This window comes from Sphingopyxis sp., from assembly GCF_025869345.1.
GTDB lineage: Bacteria > Pseudomonadota > Alphaproteobacteria > Sphingomonadales > Sphingomonadaceae > Sphingopyxis.
Genome location: NZ_JAOZVW010000152.1, coordinates 39645 through 61108 on the forward strand (window position 1 = coordinate 39645; position 21464 = coordinate 61108).

A 21464-nucleotide genomic window follows, 5' to 3' on the forward strand; every position below is an offset into this window, starting at 1 on the left:
ATATTATTCTCGCCGGGATCGAGACGATCGCACTCTCGCGAATCCTCGATCGCTCGCGAGGAACTTGTCGAGCATGAAAGGGATGAGGTCCGGAACGGATTCCCGCTGACCATAAGTCGCTTCATAGGCATCGGCATAGGTGTTCAATGCCTCGAACAAGTCCGGCATGGCGCTGAACGTGATCTTAGTTGGCGTTCGGTCGGGCAGTTTCGGCAATTTGAGGTCAGCCAAGCGAGCCTCCCCAGGCTCGATCCATGACAATATCCTTGTTAACGACGACGCGGAGCGGCCAGCCGGAACGGACTCGCAATGTCGGTTGGACATTGAGATTGCGCGTTACAAGCTGATCGCCAGCCCTCGCACCGCTCTGTTGAGCGGATTCGCGAACGACGCGGACAAGATCGCTTTCGCTCTCTCCCCATCCGAGTTCGGTGCCAACGCCAAGCAAAGTCGAGAGCGCGACGCCCTTCAAGAGCTGCCATGTGTGCCGGTCGATCTGGTCGGATAGGCCCGCATAACCCTGCGTGTCGGTCGCCGGCACATTATCGATGCCGATAGACGAGCCATCCGGCAGGATGATCCGCTGCCATACGACCAGCGCGCGGCTCTGCCCGAAGGCCACGACGCTATCGTAACTGCCGATCAACCGCGAGCCTTGCGGGATGAGCAAGGATCGACCGGTCACGCTGTCATAGACATTTTCCGTCACCTGCGCCGTTACCAGCCCGGGCAAGTCGGAATTCAGCCCGGTGATGAGACTGGCCGCGATGACGCTCCCGGCCTGCAAGGTCCAGGGCGAGACGGGCGCGGTCAGCCCGTGCGGGTTTACGTCGCTGCTGTCATTGGCTTTACCGACCAGCGCATTCTTGCGCTGCTGTCCGTTCGGATCGTCCGAGGTCTGTGTGGGCGCTCGGAACTCGGATGACTGTTCCGCCGCGACCGCGGCAGGGCGGGCCGGCGTGGCATTGCCGGCGAGTTGCAGCATCACGCCCGATTCCCGCGCAGCGCGCTGTTCGGCGGCGATCCGCTGCCGCTCGTTTTCAGCCGCTTGCGCTGCGCGCCGCGCGGCTTTGTCGCCGCCATCCTCCGGCGCCATGTTCAATCCGCGTCGGTGATTGAGGATCGGGCGTCCCAAGTCGCCGGGCAATGGTGCCCCGAGCTGCGGCACGTCGCCATAGCTGGTCGGCGCGCCTGCAAGCGCATCGGGCGGCGCTTTCGCTGCGACCGGCTTGTCGTCTGCCGGGCGGACTATATCGACGCTTGCGGGCCTCAGTGCCAGCCAGGCAACGCCAACAATCGCGGTCGAGCCCGCTGCGGCGATCGCAATGATCGCACCGCGGCGGAAGCGAGCGACGCGCCCCGGCGCGGCGCGCAGGACGAGCGTTTCGGGGTCGGCCTTGGGCGGCGTGGTCGGCGTGGTCGGCGCAGCCTTAGCGGGCGGTTGGACGGGTTCAATCACGGCCGCGCCTCCGCTTCGGCTGCACCGACTCGATCCGCACGATCTTCTGCTTCTTGCCGCCGAGACGCAGTTCGGCGGTGCCGAACAGGCGATCGACGACATAATAGCGTCCGGCCATGCGATAGTTGACGAGCTGAGCTTTGCCGTCGTCACCGATGACGAACAGCGGCGGCGCTTCGCCGACCGCGATCGACGGCGAGAACTCGATGAAGGTCTGCCGCCCGTCGTCGAACGCGCGGACAGGTCGCCATGCCGGCTTGTCACCACTGATCTCATAGCGGAAGTTGAGCTGTTCGACCGCGAGACCCGAAGCAACCGGCGCGGCGGCCGCTGCCGCGCTTTGCTCTCGGCGAAGCGCGATCAATTCATCCTGCGGGTAATGCCACGACAGCGCCGCCATCGCACCGGTCGATCGACTTTCGAGTGCGAGATGATAGACGTGCCGGGAGGTGGTGATGACTAGATTGGTGCGCAGTCCGGCGGAAAACGGCTTCACGAAGATATGGGTGCGCTGGCTCGCGCCGTTCCCACTCGTCGTATCGCCGACCGTCCAGCGCACGGTGTCGCCGGCGGCAACCGATATGAGCGTCTCGCCCGGTTGCAACGCGATGTCGGTCACGCGCTCGGGGGCGGCATAAAGTCGATAGAGCGCGCCTTCGGCGTAAGAATAGACCTGCACGGCGCGGATGAAGCCGGCACTCGACGGCTCGCGCAGCGCGGTCTTGTTGGCAGCATCGACGCGTGCGGCGGGCTGGCCCACGGCGGGGACGGCGAGCACGGTCAGGCTCGCCGACAGGATGACAGCACGGATCATGGTTCGGTCCTTTCGGGGATCTGCGAAGGTTCGGGCGGGGAAAGGTTCGGGTCGAGCGGCGATCCAAGTGGCAGGTCGGCGGGCTGCGTATCACCCGATGTCGGCGCGACCAGTTCGTCGGGCGTCGGAAAGCGGTCGAAGGATTTCGGAACATCGGTCTCGTGTTCCCGACTCCAGTCGATCGCATCGACATAGAGCCCGAGCGGGTTCTTGCGCAGCACGTCGGCCGAGCGCGGCGGCTGCACTTTCACGGTCAGGATGGCGGTCCAGCGCGAGGTATCGGCGAGACTGCCGCGCTCATATGCCTGTTCGGTCCATTTGACCTGGAAGCTGCTATCCGACGCGCGAACGACGCTCGTGACCTGCACCGACACGGTGCGGCGACCGACCTCCGCGAACGGATTGTCGGCACGGGCATATTCGCCGAGAAATATGGACGCTCGCTCGGTGGCGAAGTCATAGGCCGACAGCCAGTTCTCGCGCATCAACACCGGATCGAGCGAGCGCGAACGGACATTGGCAATGAACTTGCCAAGGTGCCATGCGATCTGCGGGTCGGTCGCTTGATATTCGGTGACGGCGGGCGTCACCGCGCGGGCCTCGCCGAGTTGATCGACCTCGACGACATAGGGAACGACACGGCTCTGCATCGACTGCCATATCAGCGCCGCCGACAGGCCGGTGGTCAGGAACAGGCCGCCGAACGCCATCAATCGCCAGTTCTTCGCCTGGACGCGGCCGGCGCCGATGCGCTCGTCCCATAATTGTCCGGCACGCTGATATGGCGTCTCCGGCTCGGGCGTTTGTCCGTAACGCTGCACAGCACGTGTGAATCGCATGGTTTAATCCCTTTCCTGAATGTCTGGGGTGATGCTCGCGCCGCCCTTGTCCCCGTCACGAATGGCGTGGATCGCCATCTGGCGCCGGTGACGACTGGCCTGGGTGGAATGGAGCTTCTGCGCCCATGCGGGCGGTGTCGCGCCTCCTGCGCCAGCGGCGATGGCAGCATTGGCGGCACCCGCCATTGCTTCGCCGCCTCCTGCTGATGCCGTTCCGCTGGCTCCCGCTGCCCACGCCGCTTGCTGTCCGCGCGCCGCAGCGGCGCGAAGTCCGAAAACGCCCTGCATCTTGTTGGCGGCAGCGCCCTTCGCTGCGCTCGCCATGCCGCCAATCCCCGCGCCAACCGTCGCGGAGCCCGACGTTTCCTGCCCGAGCTTATAGGCGGTCGATGCGGCGCTCCCCATTGATGTGCCCGCGCGGACTGCGCCGAGGCCGGCACCGCCGGCGCCACGCGCCGCGGCGACCGCACCCGCGCCGCCCATCGCGAGACCGCCCGCTGTGAGCGCGGTCGTCGCGACCGCCGAGCCCGCGCCGAGTTGCGGCGCGCCCGCGACCAGGCCGGACGCGATGCCGGGGCCGAAGATGGCGAGTCCAAACAGCGCGAGACTGGCGAGCATCAACGACACCGCCTGTTCGATCGACACCTCGTCGCCGGTGATGGCGCTGGAGAAGTCGGCGAAATAATTGGAGCCGATGCCAACGATGACGGCCAACACCATGACTTTAATGCCGGAACTGACGACGTTCCCCAGCACCCGCTCGGCGAGGAACGATGTACGGTTCCAGAGTGCGAACGGAACCAGCACGAAGCCCGCTAGGCTCGTCAGCTTGAACTCGAGGATGGTGATGAAGAGCTGGATCGCGAGAATGAAAAAGGCGGCGATGACGATGATCCAGGCGATCATCAGCACGGCGATCTGGACAAAATTTTCGAAGAAATCGATCGGGCCGACCAGTTCGGCAGCCTGAACGAGGAGCGGCCAGGCCGCATCGAATCCGGTTCCTGCGAGCCGCCCGGGCATCAGCAAATCCTGTGCGCCAATCGTACTGCCGCCCGCGGTCAGTCCGAGCCCGGCGAAGCTGCGGAATATGATGTCGGTGAGGAGCGGAAAGCTGTTCAATATCAGCGCGAAGGCGCCGACATAGAGAATCTTCTTCAAGAACTTGCCGATAACATCATCCTCGCCGCCGAGCGCCCAGAACAGGCCGGCGAGCGTGATGTCGATGCCGATCAGGATGGTCGTCAGAAAGCCAACGTCACCGCCGAGCAGCCCAAAGCCGCTGTCGATGTAAGCGATAAACGCCTGCATGAACTGATCTATGACGTTCAAATCGTTCATGTTCGCGGAACTCCTGATGGGAGGTCAAAGGGTGTCGCGGGAACCGCTGGCCGGGAGAGGAAGAAAGCCAAACGGCCCCCGCGACGGGACGGCGCTCGCCGGGGAGCTGGGGCGTTGCGCCGCCCCAAGCTCACTGCCGCGGCGTGTAGGCCTTGCCGTCGCCGAGGAATCGGGTCGTCCGTGCGCGGGCCTCGCGCGCGCTCTGACCGCGGGCTGCGGCTTCGAGCGATTGGCTGCGGAACTGCGCCGCCATCAGATTCTGAAGCTGGAGCTGCTGCTTGGTCGCCAGTGCGAGAAGCTGGTTGGTCGCCTGTTGCGCCTGAAGCGACCCTTCTGCGCCCTGACTCTTGGCGACGATCTGGCTGAGCGCCTGCGCGTCGTCGCGGACATTTTCGACGATGCCGCTCTGGACCGTCATCGTCTGCCGGAAGGCAGCCATCTCATTATCGAGTCGCTGCTTGGCGGTCGCAATTCGCTGGTCGCGCCCGAGCAGTTTGTCGAAGCTGTCGGGAAACTGCCGCCGAAATTGCTCGTCCAGCTCATCGACCCGAAAGTCGATGCCCTGGGCTTGCCCCATCAACTTGTCGATCTCGCCGAGGGTCTGGCGAAGCTCGTCGAGCTGCGGGAAGTCGATACGCGCAAGGTTCTTGCCCTGATTGACGAGCATCTGCGCTTCGTTTTGAAGCGACTGGATCTGCTGATTGACCTGCTGGAGTGTCCGGGCAGCGGTGAGCAGGTTCTGCCGATAATTGGTTGGGTCGAACACGCTGATCTGTGCAGCGGCGGGCACGGTGGTCAGCATTCCAGCACCAATCGCACCGACGATGCCGGTTCCGAGCAAGGCGGCGGTGATGACATATTTCTTCACGAAATTTCTCCTTCGGGGGGACGAGCGGCGGGGAAGCGGCCAAGCAGCTCGGCCGCCCATGCGAGGCCGGCTTGGGTCAGGAAATCCGCGGCGAAATCGTCTCCGCCATGTTCGGCAAGAATCGCGTCGATGCGCTTCTGCGTCTCGGGATCGGATGCACCGCAAAGGGCGAGCGCGATCGGACCTAGCCCCAGCTCAAAGAGCCGGTTGCCGCGCGCCGATTGCAGATAATATTGCCGCTTCGGCACGGCGCGGCTGACCAGCTCGATTTGGCGTTCATTGAGGCCGAACCGAACATAGGCGGCTTGGGCTTGCGGCTCGATCGCGCGGTCGTTCGGCAGCAATATCCGCTGCGGGCAACTTTCGATGATCGCGGGTGCGATGCTGGAATCGGCGATGTCCGCGAGACTCTGCGTCGCGAACACCACGGCGACATTGCGCTTCCTGAGCACCTTGAGCCACTCGCGGATGCGGGCCGCGAATAGCGGGTGATCGAGAAACACCCAGGCCTCGTCGAGAATGAGCAATGTCGGCCGCCCGGTGAATCGCTCTTCGAGCCGATGGAACAGGTAGTTCAGGACGGGGGCGACGATTCCCGCCCGTCCCATTAGCGCCTCGGTCTCGAAGCATTGCACATCGGCGATGGCGAGATCATCTTCGGCGGCGTCGAGCAGGCGGCCGAATGGTCCTTCGAGCGTATAGGGCGCCAGCGCGGAGCGCAGCGGGGCGGATTGCAGCAGCAGCGACAGCCCGGTCAGCGTCCGTTCTTCAACCGGCGCGGTCGCAAGGCTGGTCAGCGCCGACCAGACGGCTTCCTTGATCTCCGGCGTCACCACGATTAATTCATGGGTGAGCAGCGCGCCGATCCATTCGGTGGCCCATGCGCGTTCGTCGGCGCGGTCGATGTGGCGCAAGGGTTGGAACGCAATGGGGCGCGCGCCTTCGTCGTCAGCATGGCCGCTGTTGCTGCCAAGGCCGAGCGCGTGATGCGCGCCGCCCATTGCGAGCACCGCGGCGCGCGCCGAAAAGCCCTTGTCGAAAATATAGACCTGGGAATCCCTGTAGCGCCGGAACTGCAAGGCCAGCAAAGCGAGCAGCACCGATTTGCCGGCGCCGGTCGGGCCGACGATCAGCATGTGGCCGACATCACCGACATGGGTCGAGAGCCGGAACGGCGTCGATCCGCTCGTCTCCGCAGTGAGCAGCGGCGGGCCGTCGAGGTGCGCGTTGCGCGCCGGTCCCGCCCAAACGCAAGATAGCGGCATCAGGTGAGCGAGATTCAGCGTGTGAACGATCGGTTGCCGGACATTTGCGTAAACGTGACCGGGCAGGCTCGAAAGCCATGCCTCGATCGCGTTTATGCTCTCGCGGATGCAGGTGAAGCCGAGGCCGTTGACGATGCGCTCGACGGCCCGGACCTTTTCTTCGACGCGCCCGCGATCGGCGTCCGCCACGGTGATCGTCGTGGTCAGATAGCCGAAGGCGACATGATCGCCGCCGAGTGCCTGCAAGGCCATGTCGGCATCGAGCATCTTGTTATCGGCATCGGAATCGAGAAGCTGCGCCGGCTGATTATAGATGACCTCGCGCAGCATCGCAGTCACCGACTTGCGCTTGTTGAACCATTGGCGGCGCAGCTTGGTGAGCGCCTTGGTCGCATCGGTTTTGTCGAGCGCGATGAAGCGCGTCACCCAGCGATAGCCGAAATCCTCATGGTTGAGCGCGTCGAGGATGGCGGGTCGGCTGACATTCGGAAAGCCGAGGATGGTCAGTGTGCGGAGGTGCTGGTCACCCAGCATCGGTTCGAGACCGCCGGTCAGCGGCGTGTCCACGAGCAGCCCGTCGAGGTACATCGGGGTGACGGGGACCGCGACGTCATGGCGGCGGGTCGATATCGTGCCGTGGAGATATGTCAGCGTCTCGCTGTCGCCCAGCGCCCGCACCTCGGGCATGAAGCCCGAGAACAGGTCCAGCGCGCGATCGGTTTCAGCGATGAAGCTGGCGAGTGCCTGCCGCCAGTCGCGGCCTTTCACATTATCGCTGCGTTCGACCAGCGCGCGGCCCGCGGTGTCGGTCTGATCGGGCGACGGCAGGAAGGTAAGCGTGACATGATAGCGGCTCTCGAAATGGGCGCCCGCGTTCTCGAATGATGCGCGCCGCTCCTCGTCGACCAGCCACGACGCCGGATCGGCAAAGCTGCTGTCGGGATAACCCAGGGCTTCGCGGCGTTCGGCCTCGAAGTGGAGCACCCAGCCCGATCCGAAACGCTTCAACACATTGTTCGCCCGCGCGCAGGCGGCAACCAGTTCGGCCTCTGTGGCGGATTCCAGATCTGGGCCGCGAAAGCGCAAGGTACGCTGGAAACTGCCGTCCTTGTTCAGCACAACCCCGGGCGCGACCAGCGCCGCCCACGGCAGATGGTCGGAAAGCCGGTCAGCGCGGCTGCGATATTCGCGGAGGTTCAACATGTCAGATACCCCCGCTGGCGAAGGTGTCGCGCGAGAACGGGCGCGAAATCGGGGTCACGCTTTGCCGCGAATACCGCGACCGTGTGGCCGAGCGCCCATAGGACGATGCCAGCAATCCATTGCTGCAAACCCAGTCCCAGCGCCGCCGCGATGGTGCCATTGACGATCGCGATGGCGCGCGGCGCGCCGCCGAGCAGGATGGGTTCGGCCAGCGCGCGGTGCATCGGCGCCTCGAACCCGTCGATATGTTGCCCCACACCAATCATGCGATCAGCGCCCCGCCGCCGAAGGAAAAGAAGGACAGGAAGAAGCTCGATGCGGCGAAAGCGATCGACAACCCGAAAATGATCTGGATGAGCCGGCGGAAGCCGCCCGCCGTCTCGCCGAAGGCGAGAGTCAGGCCGGTGACGATAATGATGATCACGGCAACGATCTTGGCGACCGGGCCTTGGACCGATTCCAGAACCTGTTGGAGTGGTTCTTCCCACGGCATCCCCGATCCGGCGGCCTGCGCGGTGGCGGCGACAGCCAGGCCGAGCATGGCCGCGGCGGCGGCCGTTATGATCTTGTGAGGTTCGCAAACACGGGACAGGCGCATGTCATTCTCCTTCGGACGTGGCGGGGGTGAGGTCGCGGACGGCGTAATGGCCTTGCGCGTCGAGGCCGGTGACGCGCGCAACGGTCTCGACGCGGCGCGCAAGTCCGCGCCCGGATATGAAGACGATCATGTCGATGGCTTCGGCAATCAGGCGTCGCGGAACTGTGACGACGCTCTCCTGGACAAGCTGTTCGAGCCGGTAGAGCGCGGACGTCGCGCTGTTCGCGTGGACGGTGGCGATGCCGCCGGGGTGTCCGGTATTCCATGCCTTGAGCATGTCGAGCGCCTCGCGCCCGCGAACCTCGCCGACGATGATCCGGTCAGGACGCAGGCGGAGCGTCGAGCGCACGAGGTCAGCCATCGTGACCGCGCCGGCTCCGGTCGGGCCGATCGCACGGGTGCGAAGCGCTACGACATCGGGCGCGGCGCATTGCAGTTCGCGCGTGTCCTCGATGATGATGACGCGCTCGTCGAGGCCGGCCATTTCGGCGAGCAGCGCATTGGCGAGCGTCGTCTTGCCCGACGATGTGCCGCCCGCAACCAGGATATTCCGGCGTTCGACAACCGCCATTGACAGCAGCCGCGCCGTATCGGCGGGCATGATGCCATCCTTCACATAGTCGAGCAGCGTATAGATGCGCGCGGCGGGCTTTCGGATCGAGAAGCAGGGCGCGAGGCTGACGGGCGGCAAGACGCCCTCGAACCTCTCGCCTGCGCCTTCGCCATGCGGCGGCAGTTCGGCCGAAATGATCGGCGCCGCCGCATGGGCCTCGGTGCGGGCGTGGCTGGCGACCAGGCGAATGATGCGTTCGATCTGCGCGGGGTCGTAGCGGGTGCCGGTGTCGATACGCCCCTCGCCGAGCCGGTCGAGCCGCAATACGCCGTCGGGATTGACCATGATCTCGATGACGGCGGGATCGGACAGCGCGGCGGCGATGCCCGGTCCCATTGCGGTGCGGAGCATCGCGCGGCGGCGATCCGAAGAAAGCGCTTCGCTCATCGGGAGCCTCCATTGTCTGGCGAGGGTGCGGCAAGGGTGCGCTGTCCGCTCGCCAGCGCCTCACCGACGCGGGAGACGAACGCCTCGAAGCGGTCGCGGCCGATTGCGCGCGCCGCCTCGTCGGCCTCCGGCAAGGGCGCCTGAATCATCAGTTCGTAGCGGACGAACAGCGCGAGGCTTTCGAGCAGGATATGACCGTCGCGCTCGATGCGCCCGAGCGCCATCGACATGCGGTCGAGCCGGTGCTTGAAGCGGTTTTCGAGTTCGCTTGCCGCCTGCCGGTTCAGCCATGCGGTCAGCGCGTCGGTCAGGATCGCCGACTTGGATGCGCCGGGGGCGGCGGCAAGCGTCTCGAAGCGGTGGCTCAAATCCTCCGGCAAGAATAGCTGGTAGCGAACGCGCTTTTGTTTGATCGCAGTCATCGTCAGAAGCTCGGCAGCGCGTCGCTATCGCGACCCTGATTGATGCTGTGCGCCCGGATCAGCGCGCCGGTAGTCCCGGCGCGGTCCATCGCATGTTTGTCCGCAACTGGATCGGCGTCGTCGCGATCGAGCCCGAGAAGATCGAGTTGCTTCGGCGGTTCGGGCTTCTTGGCCGCTTCGTCGCCAAGGCCGGGGTGTCGCTGATGCTGCAATCCGCCGTCCTCGTCGGCGCTGCCACCCTCGTCGACCTTGCCGAGCCTGCTATCGGATGCGCTGACCAGCCCAGTCCAGTCATCGGGACGGCCCTTCGGGCGATCGGCATAGTCGCCAAGAGCGAGCGCGGGCGGCGGCAGCAGCCGCGCGCGAAAATTGCCATCCTTGTAATATTGCAGCTTCTTCGCCCGGATCGGGGCCATCCCCGATACCAGCACCAGCTCGTCGGCGGGCGGAAGCTGCATCACCTCGCCCTGCGTCAACAGCGGGCGGGCGGTTTCCTGTCGGCTGACCATGACGTGCGCGAGCCAGGGGGCGAGGCGATGCCCGGCATAATTGCGCATCGCGCGCTGTTCGGTCGCGACGCCGAGAGCATCGGAAACCCTCTTTGCCGTCCGCTCGTCGTTCGTCGAAAACACAACGCGCACATGGCAATTATCGAGGATCGAATTATGCTCGCCGTAGGCTTTATCGACCTGATTGAGACTTTGGGCGATCAGATAAACCCGGATTCCGTAGCCCGCCATGAAGGCAAGGCTCGTCTCGAAAAAGTCGAGCCGCCCCAAAGCCACGAACTCATCGAGCATCATTAGAAGCTTATGCCGGGGCATCGAGCTTCTCCGTGAGGCGGCGGCCGATCTGATTGAGCAGCAAGCGAATGAGCGGCTTGGTGCGCGAAATATCCGACGGTGGAATGACGAGATACAGCGATACGGGATGGTCGGCTTCGACCAGATCGGCAATGCGCCAGTCGCAGCGCGACGTAACGGCCGCGACGGTGGGGTCGCGATAGAGGCCGAGAAACGACATGGCCGTGGACAAGACGCCACTGCGTTCGTTCTCGCTCTTGTTCAGCACCTCGCGTGCCGCGCTGGCGACAACGGGATGAACCTGCGGCGCGTCCTTCGTGCCGAGATGATTGGTCGTCATCATCCGGCGCAGCGCCGTGACGAACGGGCGCTGTGGGTCCGAAAGGAAAGTCGCGACGCGGGCGAGCGTCTTTTCTTCCTCGGCATAAAGGATGTGGAGGATCGCGCCGACCAGCAGGCTGTGGCTGGTCTTCTCCCAATGGTTGCGCCGTTCCAGCGCGCCCTCGGGATCGACAAGAATATCCGCGATATTCTGAACGTCGCGGACCTCGTTGGCGCCCTTCCTGACCTCCAGCAGCGGATTATATTTTGCCGATCGCGGATCGGTCGGATTGAACAGCAGGACATGGCTGAACCGCGCGCGCCAGCCCGCCGTCAGCTGCCAATTCTCGCCCTTGATGTCGTGGATGATGGCCGAGCCGGTCCAGCTTAGCAGGGTCGGAGTGACGAGGCCGACGCCTTTGCCGCTTCGCGTCGGCGCAAAGGCCATGACATGCTCCGGCCCATCGTGGCGAAGGTAGCGCCCGCGCTTACGGCCGAGAAAAACGCCGCTGTCGCTGAACAGTCCGACGTGGTCGATCTCGCGTGGCGTCGCCCAGCGGGCGGACCCGTAGGTGGTGACCTGGCGCGACTGGCGCGCGCGCCAGAGCGACCCGGCGATGGCGGACGCGCAGCCGAGAAAGCCGCTCGCCCCCGCGATCATCCCGGCCTTGTCGAACACCTCGGGCGCGTAGGCTTCGTAATGATACCACCAGGGAAATACCGCCCACGGCTGATAGACGGGCGTGTCGAACAGGATGAACCAGGCCGGACCAAGCTGCGGCTGATGGCCAAGCTGCGCAGCACACCATTGCGTCGCGGCCCAGATGCCCACAATGACGATCGTGAAAACGACAAGAATTTGGCCGATTAGAAGCTTGGTAGGGGTCACGAATTCGCTCCGAATAGGACAAGGTGTCCCGACCCGAAGAAAGTCGCACCAATCTGCTTGGATATGACAGTGTCGCTAAGCCGTTCCGCGGCCGCTTCGCGCCTGTTCGGTCCATCCGATGGACAATTTTCCCAACTTGTTCGTGATTGTGTCGCGATTCCCGCGAGGTCAGCGCGCCTGAGATGATGGGGCCAGCGGTATTCCGAATTATGTGCTCAACATCAGGCGCCGGGAGTTTCGCCATGCGCGGGCGGCGCGGCAGACCAATGATGCTTCGCTCGGCTCGTCACGAGACGCTGACGCCTCAACGAATATCGCCGGGGCGTCCAGGCCGTGCATGGATAGATCGCCGCTGCGGTGCGTAGCTGGAGGAGAGAGGGGAGAAGCAGAAAGGAGCCATATCATGGCCGACACTGATATCGCCACCGACGAAACCAACCGCCTGATCGCCTCGAACAAGGTCGAGGGCACCGCCGTCTACAATCGCGACCGCGAGAAGCTGGGCTCGATCTACAACTTCATGGTCGCCAAGCGCGAGGGCCGCGTCGAATATGCCGTCCTCCAATTCGGTGGTCTCTTCGGTCTCGGCACCGATTATTACCCGCTCCCGTGGGACGTGCTCACTTACGACACCGACGAGGGCGGCTATGTCGTCGATCTCGACAAGCAGATGCTCGAAAAGGCGCCGCGCTATGCCGCCGATAGCGAGCCAGCGTTCGACCGCGACTATGGCCGCAACGTCTACGGCTATTACGGGGTTGATTACACCTTCTAGCTCATCGCGCGTAACCCCGCGATGGACGGCGGCCCGCCGCGGTCGCCGCCCCACCGCGGGTTCGTCGTCTTGCGGGCTAGCCTTTTGCCCGCCTATGCCGTTGGCATCGGGGCGACGGGATGGCTTGGCTGCTGGCGACGCGCCGCGGAAATGCGACTTTCCGCCGTCGGCGTGCGGTTCGCCGGCTGCGCCTGCACAGCACCGTCATGTGTCCAGCCGTTTGGCATCATCGGTTTTCTCGGAGATATAACGCCCGGCTCTGCCGAGCAATGCCGCCCGCGCCCGCGGCCAGGCTCCTGAACGTCACCGACCAGCGCGTTTCGTTCATCGCCGCGATGCAGTGTTCCCACTCGTGTCGGGCCTCGCCGGACAGGTGATAGATGGAGCGCGGCATCAGCAGCGCGCTCGTCCGCTCGAATTTGCCATTGGCGCGTCGGCGCAGTCGCAGCGTCGCGGGCGCGCCAAGCGAGATTCCGACCACATGCTCGAATACGGGTCTGTCCTTGTGCCAACCGATGCCGGCACCCGGATCGTAGCGGATGATAAGAGCCTGCACGAGATCGGCTGATTCGAGGCCAGCAAAACGCGCGGCGCGATCTTTCACCGGCTCAAGCCAGCCCGGAATCGGATCGGTCACCGCGAAGCATCCGGTCTCGAAATCATAGCTCCAGCCGAACGAGCGCGTCAGCCGCTTGCCGGTCCATTGTTGAAATTTGAACGGACTCAGATTCGCCTTATCGATGCGCGCGATCAGCTCCGCTTCCTCGTCGGGCGTCACGATCGCTTCCGCCGATGACAGGCCAGGGAGCGCCACCGCCCCGAAGAGATCGAGCATCGCGTTCACCGCTTCCATCCCCTTCCGCCTTCGGAAGCGCCCTGCCAGCGCAGCAATTGCCCGAGCGGTCGGCCGCGCAAGGTGCAGTAACCGATCACGCGGTCGTAGCTGCGCTTGCCCGCGCGGCAGTGGAGTGTCTGCCCAGATACGAAGCGCTCGAGACGGCGTTTCGCTTCCTTTCCGCCTTTCTCGTGAAGCTCCTTGGCATAGAAGTCACCGAGGCGGACCTCGACCCAGCGTTCGGGCCGCCCGGCGGGGCCGACGCAAAGACTGTCGCCGTCACCGACATAGCGCACGACACCGCTGAAGTCGGTGCCTTTCGCCGGCAGTGCTCCTTCGCACGGATCGGCGAGCGCCGGCGTCGCCCAAAGGCAGGCGACCACGGTTATGGACATTGTGCGGATAGAGGTTTTGATCGGAGACATGAGGAGATCGATTGAGCCGTCAGATGGCAAGCGCCTGCTGCACCGCGCCTCGCTTGCCGAACGGAATCTCTTCGACGACGAACGTGCGCGCCGGCGGCGTCACGAGCAGATTGCTTACCGGAACGGCCGCATCGAGCCATTGCATGACCTGCCGGCGATGGATGATCGCGCCGTGGCGCTCCTGATACTGCGCGACCTCGGGATTGGCCGACACCGTGATGACACGATAGCTCAGCGGCCATTCGCCCATCGCCGGCTCCCAGATCGCCGCGAGGTAGAAATGATTGCCGCCGTCCAGCGTGACGCGATAGCGCGTGTCGCCGACGCTGAGCTGGAATTCCGATGCCGGAATGAGGCAGCGATTGGCGGGAAAGTCCTGTCCTTCGGAACGCACGAAGCGATAGGAGATGCCGTCGCTGAACCGCGGGTTGGAACCCCATGCCGCCTCGACCATCTCGATTTCGCTGGCATCCTCCGGATTTCGCCGGATGATGGCGCGGCGGTCGCCGAGCGGCGCGTCGGAATCGAAGGGGATTGGCGTTTCCATCGTCGGAACATAGTAGGAACAATGGCGGTGAGTCGCAAGGAGGGGTGAGCGCGCGTGTGCAATGATTATCGCCTGGAGGTCGATATTGCTTCGATCGTCGAGGATTTCGACGATTTGAAGATCAAGATCAAAATGCCCGAGAGCACGCCGAACGTGCCGGCGCGCGCTGACATCAACATCACCGACACGGCCCCGATCGTTCGCTCGATCGAGGGAGAAACCAGCGCCGGCGAATTGGTCAACCGGCGATGGAGCTGGCCGGGCGCGAATGGTCGACCGGTCTATAATTTCCGTTCTGAGGGCCGCGAGTTCACCTCGGGACGCTGCCTCATACTGGCGGACGGCTTGTACGAATTCACCGACCCGCTTCCGGGCCAGAAGCGCAAGACCAAATGGCTGTTTACGCTGAAGGATCACGACTGGTTCTGTATCGCCGGCATTTGGCGCGCGCATCCCGAAGTCGGTGAAGCCTGGACGATGCTCACGACCGAGCCGGGCGAAGACATCGCGCCTTATCACAAGCGGCAGGTCATCCCATTGCCCCGCGATCAATGGACGGCCTGGCTCGATCCGTCGGTGCCCGCGCATGACGTGTTGCGGGTGCTGCCTAAGGGCAGCCTGCCGGTGACGCGCGTGTTTCCTCCCGAGCCGGCGCAGGGGGCCTTGCTCTGATGGCGACCGACAATTTGCTCGATCGCTTCGTCGAGGCGCAGACGCTTGCCTATCAGACGGCGCTCGCTGAAATCCGCCGGGGCGCGAAGCGTTCGCACTGGATCTGGTTCGTCTTTCCGCAGATCGTCGGGCTCGGCCGCAGTTCGACCGCGCGGCATTTTGCGATCCGGTCGATCGACGAGGCGCGCGCCTATCTCGATCACCCGGTGCTCGGTCCGCGCTATCGGGAATGCGTCGCCGCTTTGCAGGATTTGACGATCAGCGATCCCGTCACGGTGTTTGGCGAGGTGGATGCGATGAAGCTCCGGTCCTCGCTCACCCTCTTCGAGTCGGCCCGCGCCGATTCGCTTATCGCGGCTGCTCTCGATCGCTGGTTCGGCGGGAAGCGCGACGAAATGACGCTACGGATTCTAGGAATCGATCAAACGGCACAGCCGGCGGATGGTCAATCGGCTTGACGGCGCGAAGACTCAATGGAACATAATAGGAACAAATGAGTCGATGTTGTTGACCGATGCCCGCAGAATTCGCCCTTTCCGATCGGCCTCACGCCGAACAGCTTGCCGTGCTTCGCACGCAGATCGCGGCCGCGCAGGCGGAACGCGGGCCGGCGCTTGCTTTCGGTATCGATGCCCTCGATAGCCGGCTTGCCGATCATGGGCTGGATGGCGCTGGCCTCCACGAGTTAGCCGCCGCTTCATCGACCCTAAACGATGACGCGGCGGCTACACTCTTCGCCGCCGGGATCGCGGCGCGGTTCGCCAACAAGCCGGGGTTCACGATATTGTGGGCGCTCACCCGGTTCGATCTCTACGCACCGGGCCTCGAACAGGTCGGGCTTGGTCCCGACCGGATATTCTACGCGCAGGGCCGCAAGGACGCCGAGGTGCTGGCGATGGCCGAAGACGGCCTGCGGGACGGCTCGCTCGCCTGCGTCGTCGCCGAAGTCAAGGCCGCCGATCAGACCGCCACGCGCCGGCTTCAGCTCGCCGCATCGGACGGCAAGACGCCGATTCTGCTCTACCGTCGCCATCGCTCCCGCGATCGCTGCCCGCTCGAACAGCCGTCATCGGCGATGACCCGCTGGCGGATCGGCTGCGCTCCATCGACGCGGCTCCCCTATGCCGGGGTCGGGCGCGAACGCTGGTCGATCGAACTCGTTCGCCAGCGCAGCGGCAATCCTTTTTCCCTTGAAGTTGAAGCGTGTGATGACACGGGTCGCCTCGCTCTACCTGCCGCAGCTCTCCATAGAGCGGTTGCGCCGGTCCGAGCGCTCCACCAAGCCGCCTGAAGGCGGCGCCTTTTCCGTTCCGTCGCTGCTTCCGGCTCCGATCGACGATAATCCCGGCGCCTGCTCTGTGCCTAAAGGCGGTGGCTGGCGTCCGGGCGCGCGCGGGGCGCGCGACGGCGCGCTGCCGGCCAAACCGACGCAGACGGAGATCGACGCCCTGCCGGCGCATCAGCGCCCGACATCGCGCGAATTGAGCCGCCGCAGCGAATCCGCCGAGCATCCATTCCGCGCCATGCGACCCGACGAGGGCATGTCTGGCTCTGCCCCGGCGCGGCTTCACACCTTCCCGGTTTGGACACGTCCGACGATCCTGATCGAACGAACCGGCCAGAAGGAGATCGTGACCGCCGCCTGCCCGGTTGCGCTCGACCTTGGCCTGCGACCCGGCATGGCCGCGGCCCATGCTCGCGCGCTCGTTCCCGATCTCGATGTGCGCGAGGCCGATCCCAAAGCCGACCGGGCGCTGCTCGACCGGCTCGCGCTTCACGCGGTCGGCTATTGGACCCCGATCGCGAGCGTCGCCGATTCCGATGGCCTCTGGCTCGACCTTTCCGGCACCACGCACCTGTTCGGCGGCGAGGAACGCTTCTGCCGTCGGCTGCTACGGTTTCTGCGCCGCGTCGGTTTCACCGCGACGATCGCGATCGCCGGTACGCCCGGCGCGGCCCACGCGCTCGCGCGCTATGGCGGTGCGGCCATCACCATCCTCCCGCCCGGGGCCGAGTCCGAAGCGATGGTCGACCTTCCCCTCGCTGCCTTGCGCCTCGCGCCCGAAGCGCTGACCGCCGCGTCGCGGTTCGGTCTGGAACGGGTTGGCGACCTCTACCCGATGCCGCGCGGCCCGCTGGCGAAGCGGCTCGGCCTTTCGACGGTAACGCGCCTCGACCAGGCTCGCGGCGCCGTGGCCGAGCCGATCGTGCCGGTTATTCCGTTCGAGGTGCCGCGCGTCGAGCGGCGACTGCTCGAACCGATCGGCACCGCCGAAGCCATCACGCAGGTCATCGGCGATTTGATCGACGACATGGTGACGCTGCTTCAGGCGCGCGGGCTCGGCCTGCGCGCGGCCGTGCTGAGCTGCTTACGCGTCGATGGTCAGGAACAGCGGATCGGGTTCGGCACGGCGCGAGCAACGCGCAACGCCACGCATCTGAAGCGGCTCGCGGCAATGCGCGTCGAGACGATCGAGCCGGACCTTGGCATCGAGGCGATGGCGCTCACGGCCCCGCGTGTTGAGGAGCTCCATGCCGCGATGATCGCTGCCGCCGATCTCGCCGGCGGGGATCGCGCGCCCGACATCGCGCCGCTCGTCGACCAGCTCGCGGGGCGCGTCGGCGAGGATGCTCTGTTCCGCATCGTACCGCGCGAAAGTGACGTGCCCGAACGCGCTGTGCGCCGCGCGCCAGCGCTCGCCACGCCGACCGGCTGGCCGCGCTGGAAGCGACCGGTCCGGTTGCTCAAGCGCCCCGAATTGCTCGCCAGCGTGGTCGCGCTGCTTCCCGATCACCCGCCGCGGCGCTTCGTGTGGCGCGGCAGACCCTATCGCGTCGTCGCAGGCGATGGTCCCGAACGCATCCACGGCGAATGGTGGCGCAGCCGCCGAGAAATGTGGGCCGTCCGCGATTATTTCCGCGTCGAAGCCGAGGGTGGCGAGCGCTTCTGGCTCTTCCGGCGCGGCGATGGCGTCGAAGCGCCGACGGGCGACCTCTCCTGGTATATGCACGGACTGTTCGGCTGATGGCGGGGCCCGCGACCACCTATGTCGAGCTCCAGGTGACGAGCCATTTCTCGTTCCTGCGCGGTGCCTCGTCGCCCGAGGAGCTGTTCACGGCCGCCGCGGTGCAGGGGCACACCGCGCTCGGCCTCGCCGATCGCGGAAGCGTCGCCGGCGTCGTGCGCGGATGGGACGGGCAGAAGACCACCGGCGTTCGCATGATCCCCGGTGCGCGCGTCGATATAGCCGACGGCCGCGCGCTGCTGCTCTATCCGACCGACCGATCGGCCTGGTCGCGGCTGACCCGCCTGCTGTCGCTCGGCAAAGCACGGGGCGGCAAGGGCTGCTGCGTTCTCGACTGGAGCCATGTCGCCGATCACGCCGAAGGGCTGATTGCCATTCTGGTGCCCGACCTGCCCGATGACACGACCACGGCGCACCTCGCGGACCTCCGCGACGTGTTCGGCGCGCGCGGTTATCTGGCGCTGTCGCTCCGGCGCCGACCCGACGATATCGCCCGGCTCCACGCGCTCGACGGGCAGGCGCGCGCCGCCGGAATCCGCAGCGTCGCGACCGGCGACATTCTCTATCACGCGCCCGAACGGCGGCCGTTGCAGGACGTGCTGACCGCGATCCGTGAACGGACGACGATCGACGCGCTTGGACTTCGGCGCGAACGTCACATGGATCGCAATCTCAAGCCGCCGCAAGAAATGGAACGGCGGTTCGCCGCCTTTCCCGACGCGATCCAGGCCAGCGCCGATATTGCCGACCAGTGCGGCTTCGACCTCGGCGAGATCCAGTATCAATATCCCTATGAAGAGGTGATGGCTGGGCGCACGGCGCAGCAGGCGCTCGCGGCGCTGACCGAGGAAGCCGCCGCGCGCATGTTCCCCGATGGCTTGCTGCCCGCCTATCGGGGGCAGATCGACCATGAACTGCGATTGATCGACCAGCTCGGTTATGCGCCCTATTTTCTCACGGTCAATTCGATCGTCGCCGAGAGCCGGCGGCGCGGGATTTTGTGCCAGGGACGCGGCTCGGCGGCCAATAGCTGCGTTTGTTATCTGCTCGGCATCACCTCGATCGATCCGATCAAGCATGAACTCCTCTTCGAGCGTTTCGTCTCGGGCGAGCGCAAGGAGCCGCCCGATATCGACGTCGATTTCGAGCATGAGCGGCGTGAAGAGATCATCCAGTGGATTTACGAGACCTACGGTCGTCATCGCTCGGCGCTGACCGCGGTGGTCACGCGCTACCGCACGCGCGGCGCCGTCGCCGAGGTCGGCAAGGCGCTCGGCCTGCCGCGCGACCTGACCAAGATGCTCACCGGCCTCGTCTGGGGCTGGTCGATGGACGGCGTGACCGACGAGCAGGTCGCGAGCCTCAACCTCAACGCCGACGATCATCGTCTGCGGCTGACCCTCGACCTTGCCCGCGAACTGATCGGCACCCCGCGGCATCTCTCGCAGCATCCGGGTGGCTTCGTGCTGACGCAGGACCGGCTCGACGATCTCGTGCCGATCGAGCCCGCGCGAATGGAAGACCGCCAGATTATTGAGTGGGACAAGGACGATATCGATGCGCTCAAGTTCATGAAGGTCGACGTCCTCGGCCTCGGGATGCTCGGCTGCATGAACCGCGCGTTCAACCTGCTCGAAGCGCATAAGGGCATAAGCGTCGGCATGGCTGACCTGCAGGACGACGATCCGGGCGTCTATGCCATGATCCAGAAGGCGGACACGCTCGGCGTCTTCCAGATCGAGAGCCGCGCGCAGATGTCGATGCTGCCGCGGATCAAGCCGAACAAATTCTACGATCTCGTCATCGAGGTCGCGATCGTCCGCCCGGGCCCGATCCAGGGGGACATGGTCCACCCCTATCTCCGCCGCCGCGAAGGCAAGGAAAAGCCCGAATATCCCAAGCCCGAGCTGCGCGCCGTGCTCGAAAAGACGCTCGGCGTGCCGCTTTTCCAGGAACAGGCGATGAAGGTGGCGATCGTCGGCGCCGGGTTCACGCCCGCCGAGGCCGACCAGCTCCGCCGCGCGATGGCGACGTTCAAGCTGACTGGCGGGGTCAGCCATTTCTACGACAAGCTGGTCGGCGGCATGGTTGCGCGCGGCTACCCAAAGGATTTCGCCGAGCGCACCTTCAAGCAGATCGAGGGGTTCGGCTCCTATGGCTTTCCCGAGAGCCATGCCGCGAGCTTCGCCAAGATCGCTTATGCGAGCTGTTGGGTGAAGCACCATCATCCCGATGTGTTCTGCGCGGCGCTGCTCAACGCGCAGCCGATGGGGTTCTATGCCCCCGCGCAGATCGTCGCCGATGCCCGCAAGCACGGCGTCGAGGTGCGGCCCACCTCGATCAACCATAGCCACTGGGACTGCACGCTCGAACCGAGCACCGGCCGCCATCTCGCCGTGCGGCTCGGGTTCCGGCAAGTGCGCGGGCTCGCCAATGTCCACGGCGCGGCGATCGTCGGCGCGCGAGGTGACGCGGCCTATGCCAGCGTGGAGCAGGTTTGGCGCCGCGCCGGGGTGCCGCGCACCGCGATCGAGCGGCTCGCCGAAGCCGATGCGTTCCACTGTATAGCCGAGGATCGCCGCCAGGGATTATGGAAGGTGAAGGGGTTGGGCGAAGCACCGCTGCCGCTGTTCGCCGCAGCGGATGAACGCGAGGCGAGTTTCTCGCCCGAGGGCCGCGAGCCCGCGGTCGCGCTCAAGGCCATGACCGACGGCCGCGAGGTCGTCGAGGATTATCGTACTACGCAGCTATCGCTGCGCGCCCAGCCCGTCAGTTTCCTGCGGGATCAGCTTGCCGCCATGAACATCGTGCGCTGCGCCGATCTTCGCTCGATCCGCGACGGCCGCAATGTCGAGGTCGCGGGCGTCGTCCTCGTCCGCCAGCGGCCCGGCTCGGCGCGCGGCGTCCTGTTCATCACGATCGAGGACGAAACCGGCATCGCCAACGGCATCCTGTGGCCCGACAAGTTCGAGACCTATCGCCGACAGGTCATGTCGGCGTCGATGATCGCGATGCGCGGGCGGCTGCAGAAGGAGGGCGAGGTCATCCACATCATCTGCGACCGCATCATCGATCATGACGACATGCTGCGCTCGATCGCGCGGATGGATTTTGCGATCCAGCCAAGCCGCGCCGATGGCGCCAGGAGCGGCGGCGGCCCGGACCCTCGCGATCCGACTTGGGCACCGCGCGGACGGACGCTGGCCTCGCGACCGTTCGGGACCGAGGATGAAGAATTGCTGCGTGTTCGCAGCCACGACTTTCATTGAGCGGCATCCAGCGCAGAATGCTCGGCGAGCACTGACATCTACCCGTCGTGATACGCGGTCAGCATTGGCCGAACCTGGGCCATTGTTCCCTCC

At 65.2% G+C, this 21464-nt stretch carries 20 protein-coding genes and 1 pseudogene; 6 read left to right on the forward strand and 15 right to left on the reverse strand.

Translation table 11 applies throughout. The features are described 5' to 3' along the window. Window positions 1-3 precede the first annotated feature (3 nt). The 12 genes and pseudogenes from OJI97_RS17050 to OJI97_RS17105 all read right to left on the reverse strand — a co-directional run bounded on the left by OJI97_RS17050 (window position 4) and on the right by OJI97_RS17105 (window position 11822). Window positions 4-231: a DUF2274 domain-containing protein gene (locus OJI97_RS17050; protein WP_297665479.1), complete on the reverse strand. Its 228-nt coding sequence runs from the start codon at window positions 229-231 to the stop codon at window positions 4-6. Next, window positions 224-1459, reverse strand: a complete 1236-nt coding sequence (locus tag OJI97_RS17055) for a TrbI/VirB10 family protein (RefSeq protein WP_297665480.1) — start codon at window positions 1457-1459, stop codon at window positions 224-226. Before OJI97_RS17055 ends, OJI97_RS17050 begins: the two co-directional genes overlap by 8 nt. Further along, on the reverse strand, window positions 1452-2273 hold the full coding sequence (gene trbG / locus OJI97_RS17060; RefSeq protein ID WP_297665481.1) for a P-type conjugative transfer protein TrbG: 822 nt from the start codon (window positions 2271-2273) through the stop codon (window positions 1452-1454). The genes OJI97_RS17055 and trbG overlap by 8 nt, the downstream gene beginning before the upstream one ends. Next, on the reverse strand, window positions 2270-3112 hold the full coding sequence (gene trbF, locus OJI97_RS17065) for a conjugal transfer protein TrbF (RefSeq protein ID WP_297665482.1): 843 nt from the start codon (window positions 3110-3112) through the stop codon (window positions 2270-2272). Before trbF ends, trbG begins: the two co-directional genes overlap by 4 nt. A gap of 3 nt (window positions 3113-3115) precedes the next feature. Further along, window positions 3116-4453 carry a P-type conjugative transfer protein TrbL gene (gene trbL, locus OJI97_RS17070; protein ID WP_297665483.1) on the reverse strand — a complete coding sequence of 446 codons (1338 nt, stop codon included), beginning with the start codon at window positions 4451-4453 and terminating at the stop codon, window positions 3116-3118. Between the two features lie 130 nt (window positions 4454-4583). After that, window positions 4584-5321 (reverse strand): P-type conjugative transfer protein TrbJ, encoded by a 738-nt coding sequence (gene trbJ / locus OJI97_RS17075; RefSeq protein ID WP_297665484.1) that lies wholly within the window; start codon window positions 5319-5321, stop codon window positions 4584-4586. After that, on the reverse strand, window positions 5318-7789 hold the full coding sequence (gene trbE, locus OJI97_RS17080) for a conjugal transfer protein TrbE (protein ID WP_297665485.1): 2472 nt from the start codon (window positions 7787-7789) through the stop codon (window positions 5318-5320). The genes trbJ and trbE overlap by 4 nt, the downstream gene beginning before the upstream one ends. Continuing rightward, window positions 7783-8055 carry a VirB3 family type IV secretion system protein gene (locus tag OJI97_RS17085; protein WP_297665486.1) on the reverse strand — a complete coding sequence of 91 codons (273 nt, stop codon included), beginning with the start codon at window positions 8053-8055 and terminating at the stop codon, window positions 7783-7785. The genes trbE and OJI97_RS17085 overlap by 7 nt, the downstream gene beginning before the upstream one ends. Then, a complete protein-coding gene (locus tag OJI97_RS17090) occupies window positions 8052-8387 on the reverse strand; it encodes a TrbC/VirB2 family protein (protein ID WP_297665487.1) in 336 nt (111 codons plus the stop codon). The genes OJI97_RS17085 and OJI97_RS17090 overlap by 4 nt, the downstream gene beginning before the upstream one ends. Before the next feature lies 1 nt (window position 8388). Continuing rightward, window positions 8389-9387 (reverse strand): P-type conjugative transfer ATPase TrbB, encoded by a 999-nt coding sequence (trbB, locus tag OJI97_RS17095; protein ID WP_297665489.1) that lies wholly within the window; start codon window positions 9385-9387, stop codon window positions 8389-8391. Beyond that, window positions 9384-9809, reverse strand: a complete 426-nt coding sequence (locus OJI97_RS17100) for a CopG family transcriptional regulator (RefSeq protein ID WP_297665490.1) — start codon at window positions 9807-9809, stop codon at window positions 9384-9386. The genes trbB and OJI97_RS17100 overlap by 4 nt, the downstream gene beginning before the upstream one ends. Before the next feature lie 2 nt (window positions 9810-9811). Continuing rightward, window positions 9812-11822, reverse strand: a pseudogene (locus OJI97_RS17105) (conjugal transfer protein TraG). A 403-nt stretch (window positions 11823-12225) separates the two neighbouring features. Between OJI97_RS17105 and OJI97_RS17110 the strand changes: the two are divergent. Further along, the gene (locus OJI97_RS17110; protein ID WP_297665491.1) at window positions 12226-12597 is read left to right on the forward strand and encodes a PRC-barrel domain-containing protein; all 372 of its coding nucleotides are present in this window, start codon (window positions 12226-12228) and stop codon (window positions 12595-12597) included. Between the two features lie 226 nt (window positions 12598-12823). On the opposite strand, the gene OJI97_RS17115 is transcribed toward OJI97_RS17110, so the two are convergent. The 3 genes from OJI97_RS17115 to OJI97_RS17125 are packed head-to-tail and all read right to left on the reverse strand — an operon-like array spanning window position 12824 to window position 14404. Then, window positions 12824-13450: an alpha-ketoglutarate-dependent dioxygenase AlkB gene (locus OJI97_RS17115; protein WP_297665492.1), complete on the reverse strand. Its 627-nt coding sequence runs from the start codon at window positions 13448-13450 to the stop codon at window positions 12824-12826. Continuing rightward, window positions 13438-13827, reverse strand: coding sequence for a nuclease (locus OJI97_RS17120; RefSeq protein ID WP_297665493.1), 390 nt, complete (start codon window positions 13825-13827; stop codon window positions 13438-13440). The genes OJI97_RS17115 and OJI97_RS17120 overlap by 13 nt, the downstream gene beginning before the upstream one ends. A gap of 49 nt (window positions 13828-13876) precedes the next feature. Further along, on the reverse strand, window positions 13877-14404 hold the full coding sequence (locus tag OJI97_RS17125) for an SOS response-associated peptidase family protein (RefSeq protein WP_297665495.1): 528 nt from the start codon (window positions 14402-14404) through the stop codon (window positions 13877-13879). A gap of 54 nt (window positions 14405-14458) precedes the next feature. Here OJI97_RS17125 and OJI97_RS17130 point away from each other — a divergent pair, with 54 nt between their 5' ends. Genes OJI97_RS17130 through OJI97_RS17150 form a run of 5 tightly spaced genes read left to right on the forward strand, consistent with a single transcriptional unit; the run spans window position 14459 to window position 21371 of the window. Continuing rightward, window positions 14459-15076: an SOS response-associated peptidase gene (locus OJI97_RS17130; protein WP_297665496.1), complete on the forward strand. Its 618-nt coding sequence runs from the start codon at window positions 14459-14461 to the stop codon at window positions 15074-15076. Then, a complete protein-coding gene (locus tag OJI97_RS17135) occupies window positions 15076-15534 on the forward strand; it encodes a DUF1810 domain-containing protein (RefSeq protein WP_297665498.1) in 459 nt (152 codons plus the stop codon). The genes OJI97_RS17130 and OJI97_RS17135 overlap by 1 nt, the downstream gene beginning before the upstream one ends. 56 nt (window positions 15535-15590) lie before the next feature. Further along, window positions 15591-16367, forward strand: coding sequence for a protein ImuA (locus OJI97_RS17140; RefSeq protein WP_297665500.1), 777 nt, complete (start codon window positions 15591-15593; stop codon window positions 16365-16367). After that, entirely contained in the window at window positions 16285-18102 is a 1818-nt protein-coding gene (locus tag OJI97_RS17145) for a DUF6504 family protein (protein WP_367184784.1), read from the forward strand. Before OJI97_RS17140 ends, OJI97_RS17145 begins: the two co-directional genes overlap by 83 nt. Next, window positions 18102-21371, forward strand: a complete 3270-nt coding sequence (locus OJI97_RS17150; protein WP_297665503.1) for an error-prone DNA polymerase — start codon at window positions 18102-18104, stop codon at window positions 21369-21371. Before OJI97_RS17145 ends, OJI97_RS17150 begins: the two co-directional genes overlap by 1 nt. The last annotated feature ends 93 nt before the right edge of the window (window positions 21372-21464 follow it).